This window comes from Sphingopyxis sp. (assembly GCF_035686825.1).
In the GTDB taxonomy this organism is placed as follows: Bacteria; Pseudomonadota; Alphaproteobacteria; order Sphingomonadales; family Sphingomonadaceae; genus Sphingopyxis.
Map to the genome: position 1 here is coordinate 680,495 of NZ_DASRYZ010000006.1, position 14,936 is coordinate 695,430.

12 protein-coding genes are annotated in these 14,936 nt (G+C 65.7%); 5 read left to right on the forward strand and 7 right to left on the reverse strand.

Annotated elements, in window-relative coordinates; genetic code table 11:
• Positions 1-78: 78 nt before the first annotated feature.
• Positions 79-1,488 (forward strand): helix-turn-helix domain-containing protein, encoded by a 1,410-nt coding sequence (locus tag VFG17_RS16770; protein ID WP_325030499.1) that lies wholly within the window; start codon positions 79-81, stop codon positions 1,486-1,488.
• On the opposite strand, the gene VFG17_RS16775 is transcribed toward VFG17_RS16770, so the two are convergent.
• From VFG17_RS16775 to pgi, 3 genes are all read right to left on the reverse strand, one after another.
• Positions 1,485-2,501, reverse strand: coding sequence for an NAD-dependent epimerase/dehydratase family protein (locus tag VFG17_RS16775; RefSeq protein ID WP_325030500.1), 1,017 nt, complete (start codon positions 2,499-2,501; stop codon positions 1,485-1,487). The genes VFG17_RS16770 and VFG17_RS16775 overlap by 4 nt on opposite strands.
• A gap of 39 nt (positions 2,502-2,540) precedes the next feature.
• Entirely contained in the window at positions 2,541-3,887 is a 1,347-nt protein-coding gene (gor, locus tag VFG17_RS16780; protein WP_325030501.1) for a glutathione-disulfide reductase, read from the reverse strand.
• A gap of 107 nt (positions 3,888-3,994) precedes the next feature.
• Entirely contained in the window at positions 3,995-5,500 is a 1,506-nt protein-coding gene (gene pgi / locus VFG17_RS16785; protein WP_325030502.1) for a glucose-6-phosphate isomerase, read from the reverse strand.
• A 125-nt stretch (positions 5,501-5,625) separates the two neighbouring features.
• Here pgi and lepB point away from each other — a divergent pair, with 125 nt between their 5' ends.
• Genes lepB through VFG17_RS16805 form a run of 4 tightly spaced genes read left to right on the forward strand, consistent with a single transcriptional unit; the run spans position 5,626 to position 8,550 of the window.
• Entirely contained in the window at positions 5,626-6,519 is an 894-nt protein-coding gene (gene lepB, locus VFG17_RS16790; RefSeq protein ID WP_325030503.1) for a signal peptidase I, read from the forward strand.
• A complete protein-coding gene (gene rnc, locus VFG17_RS16795; protein ID WP_325030504.1) occupies positions 6,516-7,196 on the forward strand; it encodes a ribonuclease III in 681 nt (226 codons plus the stop codon). The genes lepB and rnc overlap by 4 nt, the downstream gene beginning before the upstream one ends.
• A complete protein-coding gene (era, locus tag VFG17_RS16800; RefSeq protein WP_325030505.1) occupies positions 7,193-8,086 on the forward strand; it encodes a GTPase Era in 894 nt (297 codons plus the stop codon). The genes rnc and era overlap by 4 nt, the downstream gene beginning before the upstream one ends.
• A gap of 23 nt (positions 8,087-8,109) precedes the next feature.
• Entirely contained in the window at positions 8,110-8,550 is a 441-nt protein-coding gene (locus tag VFG17_RS16805; protein ID WP_325030506.1) for a hypothetical protein, read from the forward strand.
• 3 nt (positions 8,551-8,553) lie between these two features.
• Here VFG17_RS16805 and VFG17_RS16810 read toward each other — a convergent pair whose 3' ends face one another.
• The 4 genes from VFG17_RS16810 to VFG17_RS16825 form a co-directional block, all read right to left on the reverse strand.
• Positions 8,554-9,675 carry a lipase family protein gene (locus tag VFG17_RS16810; protein ID WP_325030507.1) on the reverse strand — a complete coding sequence of 374 codons (1,122 nt, stop codon included), beginning with the start codon at positions 9,673-9,675 and terminating at the stop codon, positions 8,554-8,556.
• Positions 9,676-9,854: 179 nt separating this feature from the next.
• Complete coding sequence (topA, locus tag VFG17_RS16815; RefSeq protein ID WP_325030508.1) at positions 9,855-12,404, reverse strand: type I DNA topoisomerase; 2,550 nt, start codon at positions 12,402-12,404, stop codon at positions 9,855-9,857.
• A 66-nt stretch (positions 12,405-12,470) separates the two neighbouring features.
• On the reverse strand, positions 12,471-13,142 hold the full coding sequence (locus tag VFG17_RS16820) for a hypothetical protein (RefSeq protein ID WP_325030509.1): 672 nt from the start codon (positions 13,140-13,142) through the stop codon (positions 12,471-12,473).
• Between the two features lie 187 nt (positions 13,143-13,329).
• On the reverse strand, positions 13,330-14,910 hold the full coding sequence (locus VFG17_RS16825; protein WP_325030510.1) for a vWA domain-containing protein: 1,581 nt from the start codon (positions 14,908-14,910) through the stop codon (positions 13,330-13,332).
• Between the last annotated feature and the right edge of the window lie 26 nt (positions 14,911-14,936).

Here is a 14,936-nt window from a genome sequence, read left to right on the forward strand (position 1 = left end):
AACGTCGAGGCGCAATCGATTACGTCTCAAATCGATTGCGCCTCGGCAACCTGCCGAAAAACTCGAGGAAGGAATGCGATGGCTCGGCAGCGCATTTTTGCCGGAACCCGGCTGAAGCAGCTCCGCTTGGATCGCGGCACGATGCAGGCCGTCTTTGCGCAGCAGCTTGGTATTTCGACTTCCTATCTCAGCCAGATCGAGCACGACGACCGCCCGCTGACCCCCGCGCTTCTCGAACGACTGCAACGCCTGTTCCCGCTCGAATGGGAAGAGGTTGCGGCCGATGCCGGCGATCGCCGGGCGGGTGCGCTGCGCGAAGCCGCCGCCGATCCCCTGTTCGCTTCGGCGCCGCTGCCGCCCGAGCAACTCGAACGCGCGGCGCTCCAGCAACCGCAGCTCGCCGACCAGTTCGTCGCGCTCCACGCCGCCTATCGCCGCGCGGGGCAGCGGCTGCAGATAATCGACGAAGCGTTGACCGGCGGCACCGCCGAGGGGAGCCGTCTGCCGTGGGAGGAGGTGCGCGACTGGTTCCACGATGCCGGCAATTATGTCGACAGCATCGACCGTGCGGCGGAGGCGCTCGCGGGGCAATTGCGCGGCAAGGAGCCTTCGCCCGCGATCGAGACGATCGAGCGGCGGCTCCGCGACGCGCTCGGCATTTCGATCGTCTATCAGCAAAGCCAGGTGCTGCGCGATTTCGATGCGACGATGCGCCATCTGGTGATCGACCCGTCGCAGCCTGCCGAAACCCGGCGCTTCCAGCTCGCGCATCAGCTCGCCGCGCTCGCGCTCGCGAAGGAAATCGCCGCGGTGGTCGAGGCTTCGCCGCTGCGCACCGCCGCCGCGCGCCAATTGCTCCATGTCGGCCTCGCCAATTATGCCGCGGGCGCGGTGCTGATGCCCTATGCGCCCTTTCGCGCCAGTGCCCGCGCGGTGCGGCACGACATCGACCGGCTGCGGCTCGAATATGGCGTCAGCTTCGAGCAGGCGTGCCACCGGCTCTCGACGCTCCAGCGCCCCGGCGCGCGCGGTATTCCGATGTTCTTTTGCCGCGTCGACATGGCGGGCAATATTACCAAGCGGCACAGCGCCACGCGCCTGCAGTTCGCGCGCTTCGGCGGCGCCTGTCCGCTGTGGATCGTCCACGAGGCCGCGGCGATCCCCGACCGCATATTGTTCCAGCTCGCCGAGACCCCCGACGGGCTGCGCTATGTGTCGATGGCGAAGGGCCTCGTGAAACCCTCGGGCAGCTATGCGCGCAGCCCCCGGCGCTACGCCGTCGCGCTCGGGTGCGAGGCGCAATATGCCGGTGATTTCGTCTATGCCGACGGAGTCGACGTCGCGGCACCGCAGGCCGCGACGCGCATCGGCCCGTCGTGCCGCATCTGTCCGCGCGACGATTGCGACCAGCGCGCCTTCCCGCCGAGCGACCGCCCGATCCTCGTCGACCCCGACCGGCGCGACGTCGTGCCCTACCGGATCGGCTAGAGTTTCACGATCCCGCGCTCGATCAGGCTGTGCGCCGTCGCGAGGATCGCTTCCTCGGGCGGGCGCATCGTCCAGCCGAGCGTCGCCATGGCATGGCGGCTGTCGCCGCCGCGAACATTGCCCAGCTCGGCGACGAGTTGTTTGAGTTCGGGGCGCACGAGCGCGAGCAGCTTGAGCAGCCAGTCGGGCATCTTCCGCGTCGGCACCTTCCGCGCCTTGTCGCCAAGGTTCGCGGTCAGGATGTTCGCGACGTCGATCATCTTCAGAAACGGTCCCGAGCAGACATAACGTTCGTCGCGGATCGCGGGGGCGGTGAGCGCGCGATAGTGGAGATCGGCGACGTCGCGCACGTCGATAATGCCGAATCCGATGTCGGGGCACATCGGCACCTTGCCTTCGAGCAACTGTTTGACCAGTTCGATCGAGGTCAAGAGATCGTCCGAAAGCAGCGGCCCGAAGACCGCCGCGGGATTGACCGAGGCGAATTCCATGCCGCCGCCTTCGGCCGCGACCCAGTTGCGTGCCGCGCGCTCGGCGACCGTCTTCGAGCGCGGATAGGGCATCACGGCGGGGTTATCGAGGTTGGTCCAGTCGGCTTCGTCGTAAAGTTCGCGCCCCTTGCCATGGCCATAGGCGATCGCCGCCATCGACGAGGTGAGGACGAAGCGTCGGACGCCGGCCGCCTTGGCGAAGCGCAAGGCGCGGAGCGCGCCCTCGCGCGCCGGGACGACCAGTTCGTCGGCATGCTTCGGAACGCCGAGCGGAAAGGGTGAAGCGACATGCGCGACATGGCTGCATTCCGCCATCGCTTCGGCCCAGCCGGCGTCGCGCTCGAGGTCGGCAGCGAAGAAGCGCAGCTTGCCTTTGTCGACGTTCAGCCAGCCGCGCACCTCATCCTCGCGCTTCAGGCTGCGGACCGTCGTGTTCACGGTCCAGCCATTGTCGATCAACTGCCGGATCAGGAAACCCGCGATATAGCCGCTGCCGCCGGTGACCAGTGCCGTGCCCGCCATACGCCCCTCCCCTGTTTTGGAGCGGGGAGGGTAGCAGGATTATTTGAGCAGGACGAGTTCCTCGGCCATGCTGGGGTGCAGCGCGACGGTGGCGTCGAAATCGGCCTTGGTCAGCCCCGCCTTCACCGCGATCGCCGCCGCCTGCAGGATTTCGGGGGCATCGGGGCCGATCATGTGGAGTCCGACAACCTGGTCGGTCGCGGCGTTGATGATCATCTTGTACAGCGCGCGCTCGTTGCGGCCCGCGAGGACATTCTTCATCGCGCGAAAATCGCTGGTGTAGACGCGGATGCTGCCGAGCTTGTTGCGCGCCTCGGCCTCGGTCATGCCAACGGCACCGATCGGCGGGTGGCTGAACACCGCGCTGGGGACGTTGCTGTAATCGACCACGGTCGGCTTCTCGCCATAAAAGGTATCGGCGAAGGCCTGTCCCTCGCGGATTGCCACTGGAGTAAGCTGGATGCGGTCGGTGACGTCACCCACCGCGAATATGCTCGGTACCGACGACTGGTTCGTCTCGTCGACCTTGACCGCGCCCTTGTCGTCGAGTTCGACGCCGAGTTCTTCGAGCCCCAGATTCTTGGTGTTCGGGGTGCGTCCGGTCGCCATCAGCACCGCATCGGCCTCGATCGCATCGCAGCCTTCGAGATGGACGGTGAGCGTTCCGTCGTCCTTCTTTTCGATCGACTGGAACGGCGCGTTGAACTTGAAATCGATGCCCTTGGTCATCGAGATCTGGAGCAACCGGTCGCGGATCTGTTCGTCATAGCCGCGCAGGATCGTGTCGCCGCGATTGACGATTGTCACCTTGCTGCCGAATTCGTTGAAGATGCCGGCAAATTCGTTGGCGATATAGCCGCCGCCCGCGATCACGACGCGCTTCGGCAGCTTTTCGAGATGGAAGACCTCGTTCGAGGTGATCGCATGTTCACTGCCCGGAAATTCGGGAACGTGCGGCCAGCCGCCGGTGGCGATCAGGATGCGTTCGGCGGTGAGTTCGGTCCCGTCGGCAAGCCTTACCTTCTGCGGGCCGGCGACCGTCGCGCGCGTCTTGAGCACGGTGACCTTGTGGTTGTCGAGCGTCTGGCCATAGAGGCCCTCGAGCCGGTCGACCTCGGCAAGCACATTGTCGCGCAGCACCGGCCAGTCGAACTTGCAGTCGGGCACGTCCCAGCCGAACTTGCGCGCGTCGTGGATATCCTCGGCGAAATGGGCGCCGTAGACGAGCAATTTCTTGGGCACGCAGCCGCGGATGACGCAGGTGCCGCCAACCCGATACTCCTCCGCCACCGCGACGCGCGCGCCATGCGAGGCCGCGATGCGCGAGGCGCGGACGCCGCCCGAACCGGCGCCGATGACGAAGAGATCATAGTCGAAATCGCTCATGGAGTACCCCTGGATTGGACAGGCAGGCATTCGCGCCCGGCGCCTATGTGGTTACACGGGCGCGGCTTGCCAATCGAAATTTGCATTCAGTGCCAGCGGCGAGGCCTTCAGTCGCCGAGCGCCGCCTGCATCAGCGCCTGCGTCGCGGCGTCGAACTCCACCGTGCCTTCGGCAAGGCCTTTCGCCATCTCCTTGCCCAGCTCGACCCCGAACTGGTCGAACGGATTGATGCCGAGCAGCACGGCGTTGGCGAAGACGCGATGCTCGTAGAAAGCGATGAGCGCGCCGAGGCTGCGCGGCGTCACCTGATCGAGCAGAATCGTCGTCGAGGGACGGTCGCCCGGATAGTTGCGCGCGCCATCCTCGCTTGCCCGCCCCGTCATCAGCGCCGCGCCCTGTGCGATACAATTGGCGACGAGCGTTTCGTGATGGGCATCGTCGAGCAGATGATCGGGCTCGCGCGCGACGACGAACTCGACCGGGGTCAGATGCGTGCCCTGATGAAGCAGCTGGAACACCGCATGCTGTGCATCGGTGCCGACGCCGCCCCAGGTGATCGGCGCGGTCTGCTGCGCCACGGCCTGCCCCTCGAATGTCACCGACTTGCCGTTCGATTCCATTTCGAGCTGTTGCAGATAGTCGGGAAGCAGGCGCAGCCGCTCGTCATAGGCGAAAACCGCGCGCGTCTGGCACCCGAGGCGATTGGCGTAGACCTGATCGGCGAAGGCCGCGAGCAGGCAGATATTGTCGGCGCCGTCGGCGAGGCGGAAATGGCGATCCATTTCGGCCGCCCCTTCGAGCAGATCGGCGAACGCATCCCAGCCGAGCGCGAGCGCCGCGGGAAAACCGATCGACGACCAGAGCGAATAGCGACCGCCGACGGTTTCGCTGAACGGCAGGATGCGCGTTTCGTCGATGCCCCATTCCATCGCGCGCTCGGGCTTCGCGGTGAGCGCGATGAAGCGGCCCACCGGGTCCTCGACCCCCGCCTCGTCGAGCCATTGCAGCGCCGAATTGGCGTTGAGCAAGGTCTCGGTCGTGGTGAAGGTCTTCGATGCGACCGCGACGAGCGTATGTTCGGGGCTGAACTTGGCGAAAGCTTCGTCGAGCGCCGCGCCATCGACGTTCGACACCACCGCGACGTCATAACGATCGGAATGACGGCCGAGCGCATCGATGAGCAGGTCGGGACCGAGCGCCGATCCGCCGATGCCGATGTGAAGCAAATGGCGGATCTCGCCGAACGCGCCGGCTTCGATCGCGTCGATCATCATCCGCATGCGCTGATGCAGCGCCTGCGCGACATGGACCGATTCCGGCGCGCCGTCACCGCGCTCGGCGCTATGTTCGGCGGCGCGGTCTTCGGTCGGATTGGCGATGCCGCCCGAAAAGAGCGTCTTGCGCCGGCCCGCGAAACCCTGCGCTTCGGCGAGGCCCGACAGGATGGCGATCGCCGAACTGTCGAGATGCGTCTTGGCGAAATCGAAACGGATGTCGGCGACGCTCCGTACCAGCGCCTGCAGGCGCGTCTCCGGATCGGCCGCAACCAGATCGGCAAGCCTCTGCGGCTGCCAGTCGGAAAGCGCCTGCCAAGCGTCGGGTGCGGTCGTCATCGTTTTATATCCTCGAAGGGGGGAGTGAATCGCGACCTTTCTCTAAGCCCGCCGCCCGCGCGGCGCCAGTGGCGTCCGCCGATATTCGCTTGACGTGGCAACCTATTCATCGCCAATGCCGCAGCATGACCAATGCCAGCTTTGCCGCCGATGTGACGCCTCCCACCGGACCCACGCCGCCCGCCCCGACCCCCGCGCCGGTATCCGCCAAGGAAGAGGCCGTCGATACCGTTCGTTTCCTCGCGCTGCTCGCGATCGCGGTGCTGATTTTCCGCAGCTTTTTCCTGTCGCCCTTCAACATTCCGTCGGAATCGATGCAGCCGCGGCTGCTCATCGGCGACTATCTGCTCGTGAACAAGATGGCCTATGGCTATTCGAAATTCAGCCTGCCGTTCAGCGCGCCGCTGATCCCGGGGCGCATTTTTCCGCGCACGCCCGAGCGCGGCGACGTCGTCGTGTTCAAGGCGCCGCCGGTCAACGACAATGACTATATCAAGCGCGTGATCGGCCTGCCCGGCGACAGCGTGCAGGTGAAGGGCGGCATCGTCTGGCTCAACGGCAAGCCGCTGAAGCGCGAAGCCATGCCCGACTTCGTCATCCCGGTGACGCCGAACATGATCGAAGCCTCGCGCGCGACGGGCACCCTGCCCTGCTATTCGCCCGAGTTCGAGGAAGTCGCCGCCGACGGGACGCGCCAGTGCCGTTACAAGCAGTTCAGGGAAACGCTGCCCAGCGGCAAGAGCTATGCGATCCTCGACATCACAACGATCGCCGAGGACAACACCCCGCTCGTCGTCGTGCCCGAGGGGCATATGTTCCTGATGGGCGACAACCGCGACCGCAGCGCCGACAGCCGTTTCCCCGCGATGGAAAATCAGGGCATCGGCCTCGTTCCCGAGGAAAATCTCGTCGGCCACGCGCTCGTCGGCATGTTCTCGACCGACGGTTCCGCAAGCTGGATCAACCCGATCAGCTGGTTCACGGCGGCGCGCTGGGGCCGCATCGGGGACGGTTTTTGAGCGATACGCTGGACACCGGGGCGCTCGCCGGGATTATCGGCTGCACCCCGGATGATCTCGCGCTTTACGACCTTGCGCTGACGCACGGCAGCACCGGGCGCGCCGATTATCAGCGGCTCGAGTTCCTCGGCGACCGGGTGCTCGGGCTCGTCATCGCGTCGGAGCTTTACACGCGCTTTCCCGCCGCGAGCGAGGGCGAGATGTCGTCGCGGCTGCATGTGCTCGCATCGGGGGCGACCTGCGCCGCGATCGCACAGCGGCTCGACCTCCCCGCGCTGATCCGCTTCGGCGCACAGGCGCGCAACGACGGCGGCCGCTACAGCGACAATATCGCCGCCGACGCGATCGAGGCGCTGATCGGCGCGCTCTATCTCGACAAGGGCGCGGAGGCGGCCCGGCAATTCATCCTGACGCATTGGAACGAAATGATCGACGGGCAGCAGGCGGCGCCGAAGCACCCCAAGGCGGCGCTCCAGGAATGGGCGCTCGCGCGCAAGCGCCGCCCGCCCGAATATGAAATCGTGTCGCGCGAAGGCCCCGACCATGCGCCACGCTTCCGCGTCGCGGTGAGCGTCGGCAAGCTCGCGCGCGCCGAGGCCGAGGGCGCCAGCAAACAGGCGGCCGAGAAGGCTGCGGCCGCGGCGTTACTCGCCGAACTCGAAGGACAGGAAAAATGACCCAGCATTGCGGTTTCGTCGCCGTCGTCGGCGCGCCCAACGCGGGCAAATCGACCCTCGTCAACGCGCTCGTCGGCCAGAAGGTCGCGATCGTCAGCCCAAAGGCGCAGACGACGCGCACGCGGCTGATGGGCGTCGCGATGGACGGCGATACGCAGATCATCCTGATCGACACGCCGGGCATCTTTGCCCCCACGCGCCGGCTCGACCGCGCGATGGTCGCCGCAGCCTGGGGCAGCCTCGAGGAAGCCGAGGCGATCCTCGTGATGGTCGACGCCGCCGCCAAACTGACGGGCCGCGTCGAGCGCGTCCTCGAAGGCATCGCGAACCGGCCCGAGAAGAAATATCTGATCCTCAACAAGGTCGACCTGACGAGGAAGGACAAGCTGCTCACGATCGCGACCGAACTCAATGCCAAGGTCGCGTTCGACGAGACCTTCTTCATCTCGGCGAGCAGCGGCGACGGCGTTACGGAGCTCAAGGCGCACCTTGCCAAGCTGATGCCCGAGGGGCCGTGGCATTTCCCCGAAGACGAGGTCAGCGACGCGCCCGAACGCATGCTCGCCGCCGAGATCACGCGCGAACAGCTCTATCGCCAGCTCCACGAGGAACTGCCCTATCAGTCGACGGTCGAGACCGAGCTGTTCAAGACGCGCCCCGACGGCAGCGCCGAGATCCACCAGCAAATCTTCGTCGCGCGCGACAACCAGCGCGCGATCGTGCTCGGCAAGGGCGGTGCGCGCATCAAGGAAATCGGCGCCCGCGCGCGGGCCGAGCTGACCGAGCTGATGGGCCGCAAGGTCCACCTGTTCCTGCACGTCAAGGTCAAGGAAAATTGGGACGAGGACCGCGGCGTTTATCGCGACATGGGGCTCGACTGGGTCGATTGAACAACAGCAACGAGGGGCTAAAAATGATCAAACCGGCTTCCATCATTCTTTTCGACCGTCTGTTTCTGGGGTCGCTGATACTCGGGGTGCTGAATTTCCTGTTCGCGTGGAGCGACGTATCGGAGAAGCTCGCGAGCATGCCCGAGTTTGCGGCGATGGGCTTTGGATCGGGCTTCATCATCGGCACATTCGCCGTCGGCATGATCATCAACCTGATCATCTGGTATTTCATTTCGGCGCGAGCGAGCAAGATCGCCAAATGGATTTTGGTGGTCTTTTTCGCGATCGGGCTGTTGTCGATGCTGAGCAACCTCAACAATCCGCTTGGCCCCCAAGGCATCTCGCTGGGCGTAGCGATCATCATCACCGTCATTCAGGGCGCGGCGGTCTATATGCTGTTCCGGCCCGATGCCGTGGCATGGTTCAATCGCACCCCGCCGGTCGATCCCGACACCTTCCGCTAGGCGCTAGATCCGGCGGCAATCGTTCGGCGGCGGGTTGCCGTCGAAGCGTGCGGTGATCCAGCCGATCGTTTCCTGCGCGCTGTCCTTCGCGCTCGTGCCATGGTCGCCGGTCATGTCGATCCAGCGTGTCGGCGTGCCGCGCCGGCACGCGGCCTTTGCGAATTTGCGTGTCACCGCGGGCGCGACGATCGTATCCTTGCTGCTCTGCGCGATCAGCAGCGGTCCGGGCACACGCGCCGGGTCGACGCTGTTGGCGCGTTCGAACGCGCCGAAAGGCTCGATCTTTTCGATATCCTTGCCCTTCGTCGCGCGGGCGACGGTCAGGATGCCGAGGATCGTGCGGAGCTTCGGCTTTTTGTGAAACTCGACGCAATTATTCTGCGCCAGCCGGTTGATGATGCCCTGGTTGGTGCGATTGGCGATCGGATCGAGCGAAAAGCCATAGAGCGTCGACCAGCTGTGAAGCGCGAAGGATAGGAGCAGCGCGCGCGCATTTTTGTCGCTGCCTTCGCGCAGATTGGCGCCGAGGTCGGTCGGTGGTGCCGCCGCCGCGGTCGCGACGAGCGTCAGGTCGGGCGCATAGCTGCGCGCGGAGATCGCAGTCCAGAGCGCCGCATGGCCGCCCTGCGACTCCCCCCAGACGGCGAAATTGCTTCCCGCCGCCGCGCCCGGAATTTCGCGCGCCGCACGCACGGCATCGAGCACAGCGTTCGCGGTATCGGGACCGACGAGGAACGGGTGCATCGTCGGGCTGGCGAGGCCGATATAGTCGGGCGCGACGACGACATAGCCGCTGCGCACCGCATTCATTCCCGCCGAATATTCGAAGAAGTTGGGACTGAGCGACGGCGCGCATTTCTCCGCGACACCCCAAGCTCCGTGGGTCCAGGCGATGACGCGGCGCGGACGCGGCGAGATCGTCTCCATCGGCGCGGCGACGATGCCTGTGACGGCGAGGCGCTGGCCGTTGCCGCCCGTCGTCCAATATTGCACGCGCCACGCCTGCGTGCCGGGCGGCGTATCGGTCATTGGTTGTGCGGAGATCAGGTAGCGCGGCGGCTGGGCCGACACCGGTGCGGCTACAAGCGCGAAGAAGGCAAGGAAAGCGGCAAGCAGATAGCGCATGGGCAAGTCTCCCCGATGCGCCAGCCTAACATGAGATTACAGAATCGGGAACGTCGGCCGTAACACTCCCCAACTTCGTCATCCCCGCGAAAGCGGGGACCCAGCGAGCAGCCGTCGCAGCTGGGTTCCCGCTTTCGCGGGAATGACGAGTTCTCGGGAACATACTCCGTTGCTTGCGGTTACTCGGCCTTCTTCTTTGCCGGAGCCTTTTTGGCCGAAGCCTTCTTCGCCGCGGCCTTTTTCTTCGGCGCCGCTTTCTTCTTGCCCTTTGCCGGCCCCTTCGCCGCGCGTGCGTCTATCAGCGCGATGGCTTCTTCGAGCGTCAGCGTTGCCGGGTCGGCGGTCTTGGGCAGCGTCGCATTGGTCGTGCCGTCGGTCACATAAGGACCAAAGCGCCCTTCCATCAGCTTCATCTCGCCGCCGCTCGTGGGGTGCGGGCCGAAGGTGTTGAGCGGCTCGGCCTTCGCCCGCCCGCGCCCGCCGCCATTTGCCGCCTCGGCGATACGGACGACCGCGGCGTTCATGCCGATGTCGAAGATCTCCGCAGTGCCCGTCAGCTTGGCATATTTGCCGTCGTGGAGCAGATAGGGGCCGTAGCGCCCGAGCCCGGCCATGATGACCTTGCCGCTTTCGGGATGCACCCCGACCTCGCGCGGCAGGCCGAGGAGCCTGATCGCATAATCGAGATCGAAATCCTCGCCGGGAATATCCTTCGGGATCGACGAACGCTTCGCCTCCTTGCCATCGCCGAGCTGGACATAGGGGCCGAAACGCCCGCTGCGCTTGGTCACTTCCAGCCCGCTTTCGGGATCGGTGCCCAGCGTCTCGGGCCCCGTGTCGGCGCCGTCGCTGCCGCCCGGTTGCGCGAACTTCCGCGTGAACTTGCAGTCGGGATAGTTGCTGCACGCGATGAACGGCCCGAACTTGCCGCCGCGCAGCGCGAGCCGCCCGGTGCCGCAATTGGGGCAGAGGCGCGGATCGCTGCCGTCGCCCTTGTCGGGGAAGAGATAGGGGCCGAGGAACTCGTCGAGCGCCGCGGTGATCTCCGACGGCTTCTGTTCCATCACTTCGCCGGTGCGCGGCTTGAAATCGCGCCAGAAGCGTTCGAGCACCGCCTGCCACTGCGCGCGGCCGCCCGAGACGTCGTCGAGCTCTTCCTCGAGCCCTGCGGTGAAGTCGTAGCCGACATAGCGTTCGAAGAAGCGTTCGAGGAAGGCCGTCAGCAGCCGCCCGCTCTCCTCGGGGATGAAGCGGTTCTTCTCGACCGTCACATAGGCGCGGTCCTTGAGCACCTGCAGGATCGAGGCATAGGTTGACGGGCGCCCGATGCCGAGCTCCTCCATCCTCTTGACGAGGCTCGCCTCCGAATAACGCGGCGGCGGCTGCGTCTCGTGGCTTTCGACCTCGACACCGGTCTTTGCCGGCGCATCGCCCTTCGCCATCGCGGGCAGCAGGCGCGCATCGTCGTCGTCCGCACTATCGTCGCGGCCTTCGTCATAGAGTGCAAGGAAGCCGGGGAATTTCACCACCTGCCCCGTCGCGCGCATCACCGTCTTGCCGGTGCCGTCGGAAAGGTCGACGCTGGTGCGTTCGAGCCGCGCCGACGCCATCTGGCTCGCGAGAGCGCGCTTCCAGATCAGCTCATAGAGGCGCGCATGATCGCCGCTTCCCGCTTTGTCCTTCGAAAAGTCGGTCGGACGGATCGCTTCGTGCGCTTCCTGCGCATTTTTCGCCTTGGTCTGATACTGCCGTGGCTGGTCGGGGACATAACCGCCGTCATAGCGCGTCGCGATGGCTTTGCGCGCGGCGCTGATCGCGCTGCCGTCCATCTGGACGCCGTCGGTGCGCATGTAGGTGATCGCGCCATCCTCGTAGAGCGCCTGCGCGATACGCATCGTGTGGCTCGCCGAGAAGCCCAGCTTGCGCGCCGCCTCCTGCTGGAGGGTCGAGGTCGTGAACGGCGGCGGCGGGTTGCGCGTCAGCGGCTTGGTCTCGACCGCATCGACGGTGAAATGGCCCGCCTTCACATCGGCCTCGGCGGCGCGCGCGTCGGCCTCGGTCGTGATCGACAGCCGCTCGATCTTGTCGCCCTTCCAACGCGAAAGCCGCGCCTTGAACGGCGTTCCAGACATTTCGAACAGCCCGGTGACCGACCAATATTGCTGCGCAACAAAAGCTTCGATCTCGCGCTCGCGTTCGACTATCATGCGCAGCGTAACCGACTGGACCCGCCCCGCCGATTTGGCACCGGGCAGCTTGCGCCACAGCACCGGCGACAGGGTGAAGCCGACGAGATAGTCGAGCGCGCGGCGCGCGCGATACGCGTCGATCAGATCGTCGTCGAGCGCGCGCGGATGCGCCATCGCGTCGGTCACCGCCTGTTTGGTGATCGCGTTGAAGGTCACGCGGTCGACCGAGGCGGGGAGCGCCTTCTTCGCGCGCAGTAACTCCTGCACATGCCAACTGATCGCCTCGCCCTCGCGATCGGGGTCGGTCGCGAGGATCAGGCGGTCGGCGCCCTTGGCGGCGTCCTGAATTTCCTTCAGCCGCTTCGCCTTGTCGGGGTAAAGCTGCCACTGCATCGCGAAGCCGTCGTCGGGATCGACCGAGCCGTCCTTGGGCGGGAGGTCGCGGACATGGCCGTATGATGCCAACACCTTGAAATCGCGCCCGAGATATTTCTCGATCGTTTTCGCCTTAGCGGGCGATTCCACAATTACCAATTGCATGAAAAAATTCGTTCCCCGAAAACTCTTGCGTACATACGCGCGAGGGTGGCGCGGCTGGCGGGATCGTCAACCGAAAATTTCGGCCGTTTTGGACAGGCGGTTGCCGAACGCAAGATAGAATGTGGTCGCGGCCGCAACGCCGAACAACCAACCCGCCTGCGAAAGGGCGTTGGAAAAGAGCATCCAGCTCCACAAGGCGTCGTCATTCGGCAAGGAGATCAGCGAGCCCGCGGCAATCGGAAGGATTTGCCACAGGAACGCCAGTACCGCAACGATCGCACAGCTCAGCCAATATTGCTCGGTCCGATCCCAACTTGCGGACAGCGCTTCCGACACTCCCATGTCCTCTGCCAGCAGGGTCGGCACGGCCAGATACCAGCGCGCCGCGAGATAGATGCCGGGCAGGATCAGCAGCAGCAGGCCCAAGCCGACACCCAGGCCGAACAGCAACCCCACCCCAAAAACCGAGGCAATGCGCAGGCTCGTTTGCTGCGGCAACTCGACCCCGGCCATGCGCAGGATCGTGAGCGTCGCCCAGGCCTGAAGAACCAGATTTGCAGCCATGAAGGCGAACTGCACGCCGACGAACGCATCGGGATAGCGGGTTAACCCGACATCGTATCCGACGCCCGCAACGACCGATATCCCGTAGATGATCGTGAATGTCGCCGCGTCGGAACGAATTTTTGCCAAAGTATCCCGCGCGACGGGCGCCGCCAGCCTTGCATTGAACTCCATTTTGCACTCCCCCGCCACCTGCACCGCCGGAGAGGTGGCGGATGCTTGCGTCATCCGTCAAGAGGATAGAGCAGGCGCCCGCCATCAGGCCAACACCGCGCGATTCTTGCGCTGGCGGGCAAGGCGCATTGGTACATTTTGCCGAAGCGAAGGTGCCGAGCTGCATCAAGGATGTCGCGTTCGACGATCACCCGTTCTGCCAACTGAAGTCGGCGGGCAGGATGCACTTGCCGGCGTCATATTTGCCGACGCTGCGGATGATTTCCCGATCCTCGGGCTCGATGCGGCGGCCGCTGATCTGGCTGTCGATCACGCGGCGGACCAGCGCATCGAGCCGGGTGACGAGATAGCAATCGATCGCCGGCGGCGCGTGCGGATTTCCGACCCCGCTGTCGTCGGTCAGGAACAGGTAGCGCGACTGCGTCGCCGCCGCCATCGCGCGCATCGCATATTCGGCCTTGTCGGCGACGCCCGACGCGGCGACCGGCGTGATATGGATGCGCTTGGCGCGCGCCGCCTCGGCGGCGATCCATGTGCGTCCGAACTTGTCGTCGTGCGGCGGCGCATCGGCGACGAGCAACAGCGATTTCACCGCATCGGGACGCCAGTCCTGCCCCACCGCCCGGATCAACGCCTGATCCATCGCCTCGGGATAATCGCCGCCGCCGTTCGCCTGCTGCTGCGCCAGCGCGCCCTGCACGCGTCCGATGTCGCGGTCGAAGGCGATCGTGCGCGTGACATAATCGTCGCCGAGGTCGCGGTAGAAAACGAAGCCGATGCGGATGTCGAGGTCGCGGTGCTTCGCGGTGATCGCGCCGATGATCGATCGGAGTTCGGCCTGCAGATAGGCGATCTCGTCGCCCATGCTCCCCGTCGTATCGACGACGAGCATCAGGTCGAGCTTGGTCGCCTTCGTCGCCGCCTGGCTGGCGGTCAGCCCGACGGTCTGGCCGCCGTGCGCATCGGCGACGAGCACGGGCCGCGCATCGGCGATAGTACGGCCGCCCTTGCGCGCCGCGACGGTAATGCGTTCGCTCAACCGGTCGAGCCCAGGGAAGAACACCGCGCTGCCGTCGGCCTGCGTCGCCATGGTGATGCTGTTGCCGTCGGAGCAGGTCACGACGACATCGGCGAAGGGGATCGGCTGGCCGCTGCGGTCATGGACCTTGACCGTCACCACGCGGGTCGTGTCGACGCGCGGCAGCGCCCGCACCTCCTGCCCCAGATCGCCGCTACGGTTCACATAGGCTGCATAAAGCTCGGGATTGAGCAGGTCGCCATGCTCGCCCGCGGTCAATATGCCCGATTGCGGCTGCGGTCGCGGGCGCGGTGGATAGGGAGGCACGATGGTCGGGCTGGTCCGCGCATAGTCGCCCGACGAAGCGGCGGGGGGCGGCGGCGCCGACATGTCGCCCGCGCCGCGCTCGACGCTCGATCCAGTGACCACCACCGCCTCGGCGCCATCGTCCGAATGCGCCTCGGGCGCATAGACGGGGGACGGCGGCGGTGGAGGAGGAGGTGCCGGTGGCGGCGGTGCCATCGGCATCGCTTCGTCGCGCGAGTCGCGGCCGCCCCTGGTCTTGTAGTCCGCGTTCGATTGCTGCTGCGGCCGCGCCTCGGGATCGAGCCGCGGCAAGGGATCGGCGGTGCGGCAAAAGCCCTGCTGGCTTCCGGGCGCCTGCGCGTGGGCAGCGGCGATCGGCATCGGCGTCCGGGCCGATGCCAGGATGGCGAACATCGTGACGCCGGTCAGATATCGGCTACGCATCATCAATCTCCCCGCATGTGATACAA

Coding starts and splice junctions, on each gene's coding strand:
- lepB (WP_325030503.1), top strand. CDS start 5,626: ATGACCAATGCCAGCTTTGCCGCCGATGTGACGCCTCCCACCGGACCC.
- VFG17_RS16820 (WP_325030509.1), bottom strand. CDS start 13,142: ATGGAGTTCAATGCAAGGCTGGCGGCGCCCGTCGCGCGGGATACTTTG.
- pgi (WP_325030502.1), bottom strand. CDS start 5,500: ATGACGACCGCACCCGACGCTTGGCAGGCGCTTTCCGACTGGCAGCCG.
- topA (WP_325030508.1), bottom strand. CDS start 12,404: ATGCAATTGGTAATTGTGGAATCGCCCGCTAAGGCGAAAACGATCGAG.
- VFG17_RS16770 (WP_325030499.1), top strand. CDS start 79: ATGGCTCGGCAGCGCATTTTTGCCGGAACCCGGCTGAAGCAGCTCCGC.
- VFG17_RS16775 (WP_325030500.1), bottom strand. CDS start 2,501: ATGGCGGGCACGGCACTGGTCACCGGCGGCAGCGGCTATATCGCGGGT.
- era (WP_325030505.1), top strand. CDS start 7,193: ATGACCCAGCATTGCGGTTTCGTCGCCGTCGTCGGCGCGCCCAACGCG.
- VFG17_RS16810 (WP_325030507.1), bottom strand. CDS start 9,675: ATGCGCTATCTGCTTGCCGCTTTCCTTGCCTTCTTCGCGCTTGTAGCC.
- VFG17_RS16825 (WP_325030510.1), bottom strand. CDS start 14,910: ATGCGTAGCCGATATCTGACCGGCGTCACGATGTTCGCCATCCTGGCA.
- gor (WP_325030501.1), bottom strand. CDS start 3,887: ATGAGCGATTTCGACTATGATCTCTTCGTCATCGGCGCCGGTTCGGGC.
- VFG17_RS16805 (WP_325030506.1), top strand. CDS start 8,110: ATGATCAAACCGGCTTCCATCATTCTTTTCGACCGTCTGTTTCTGGGG.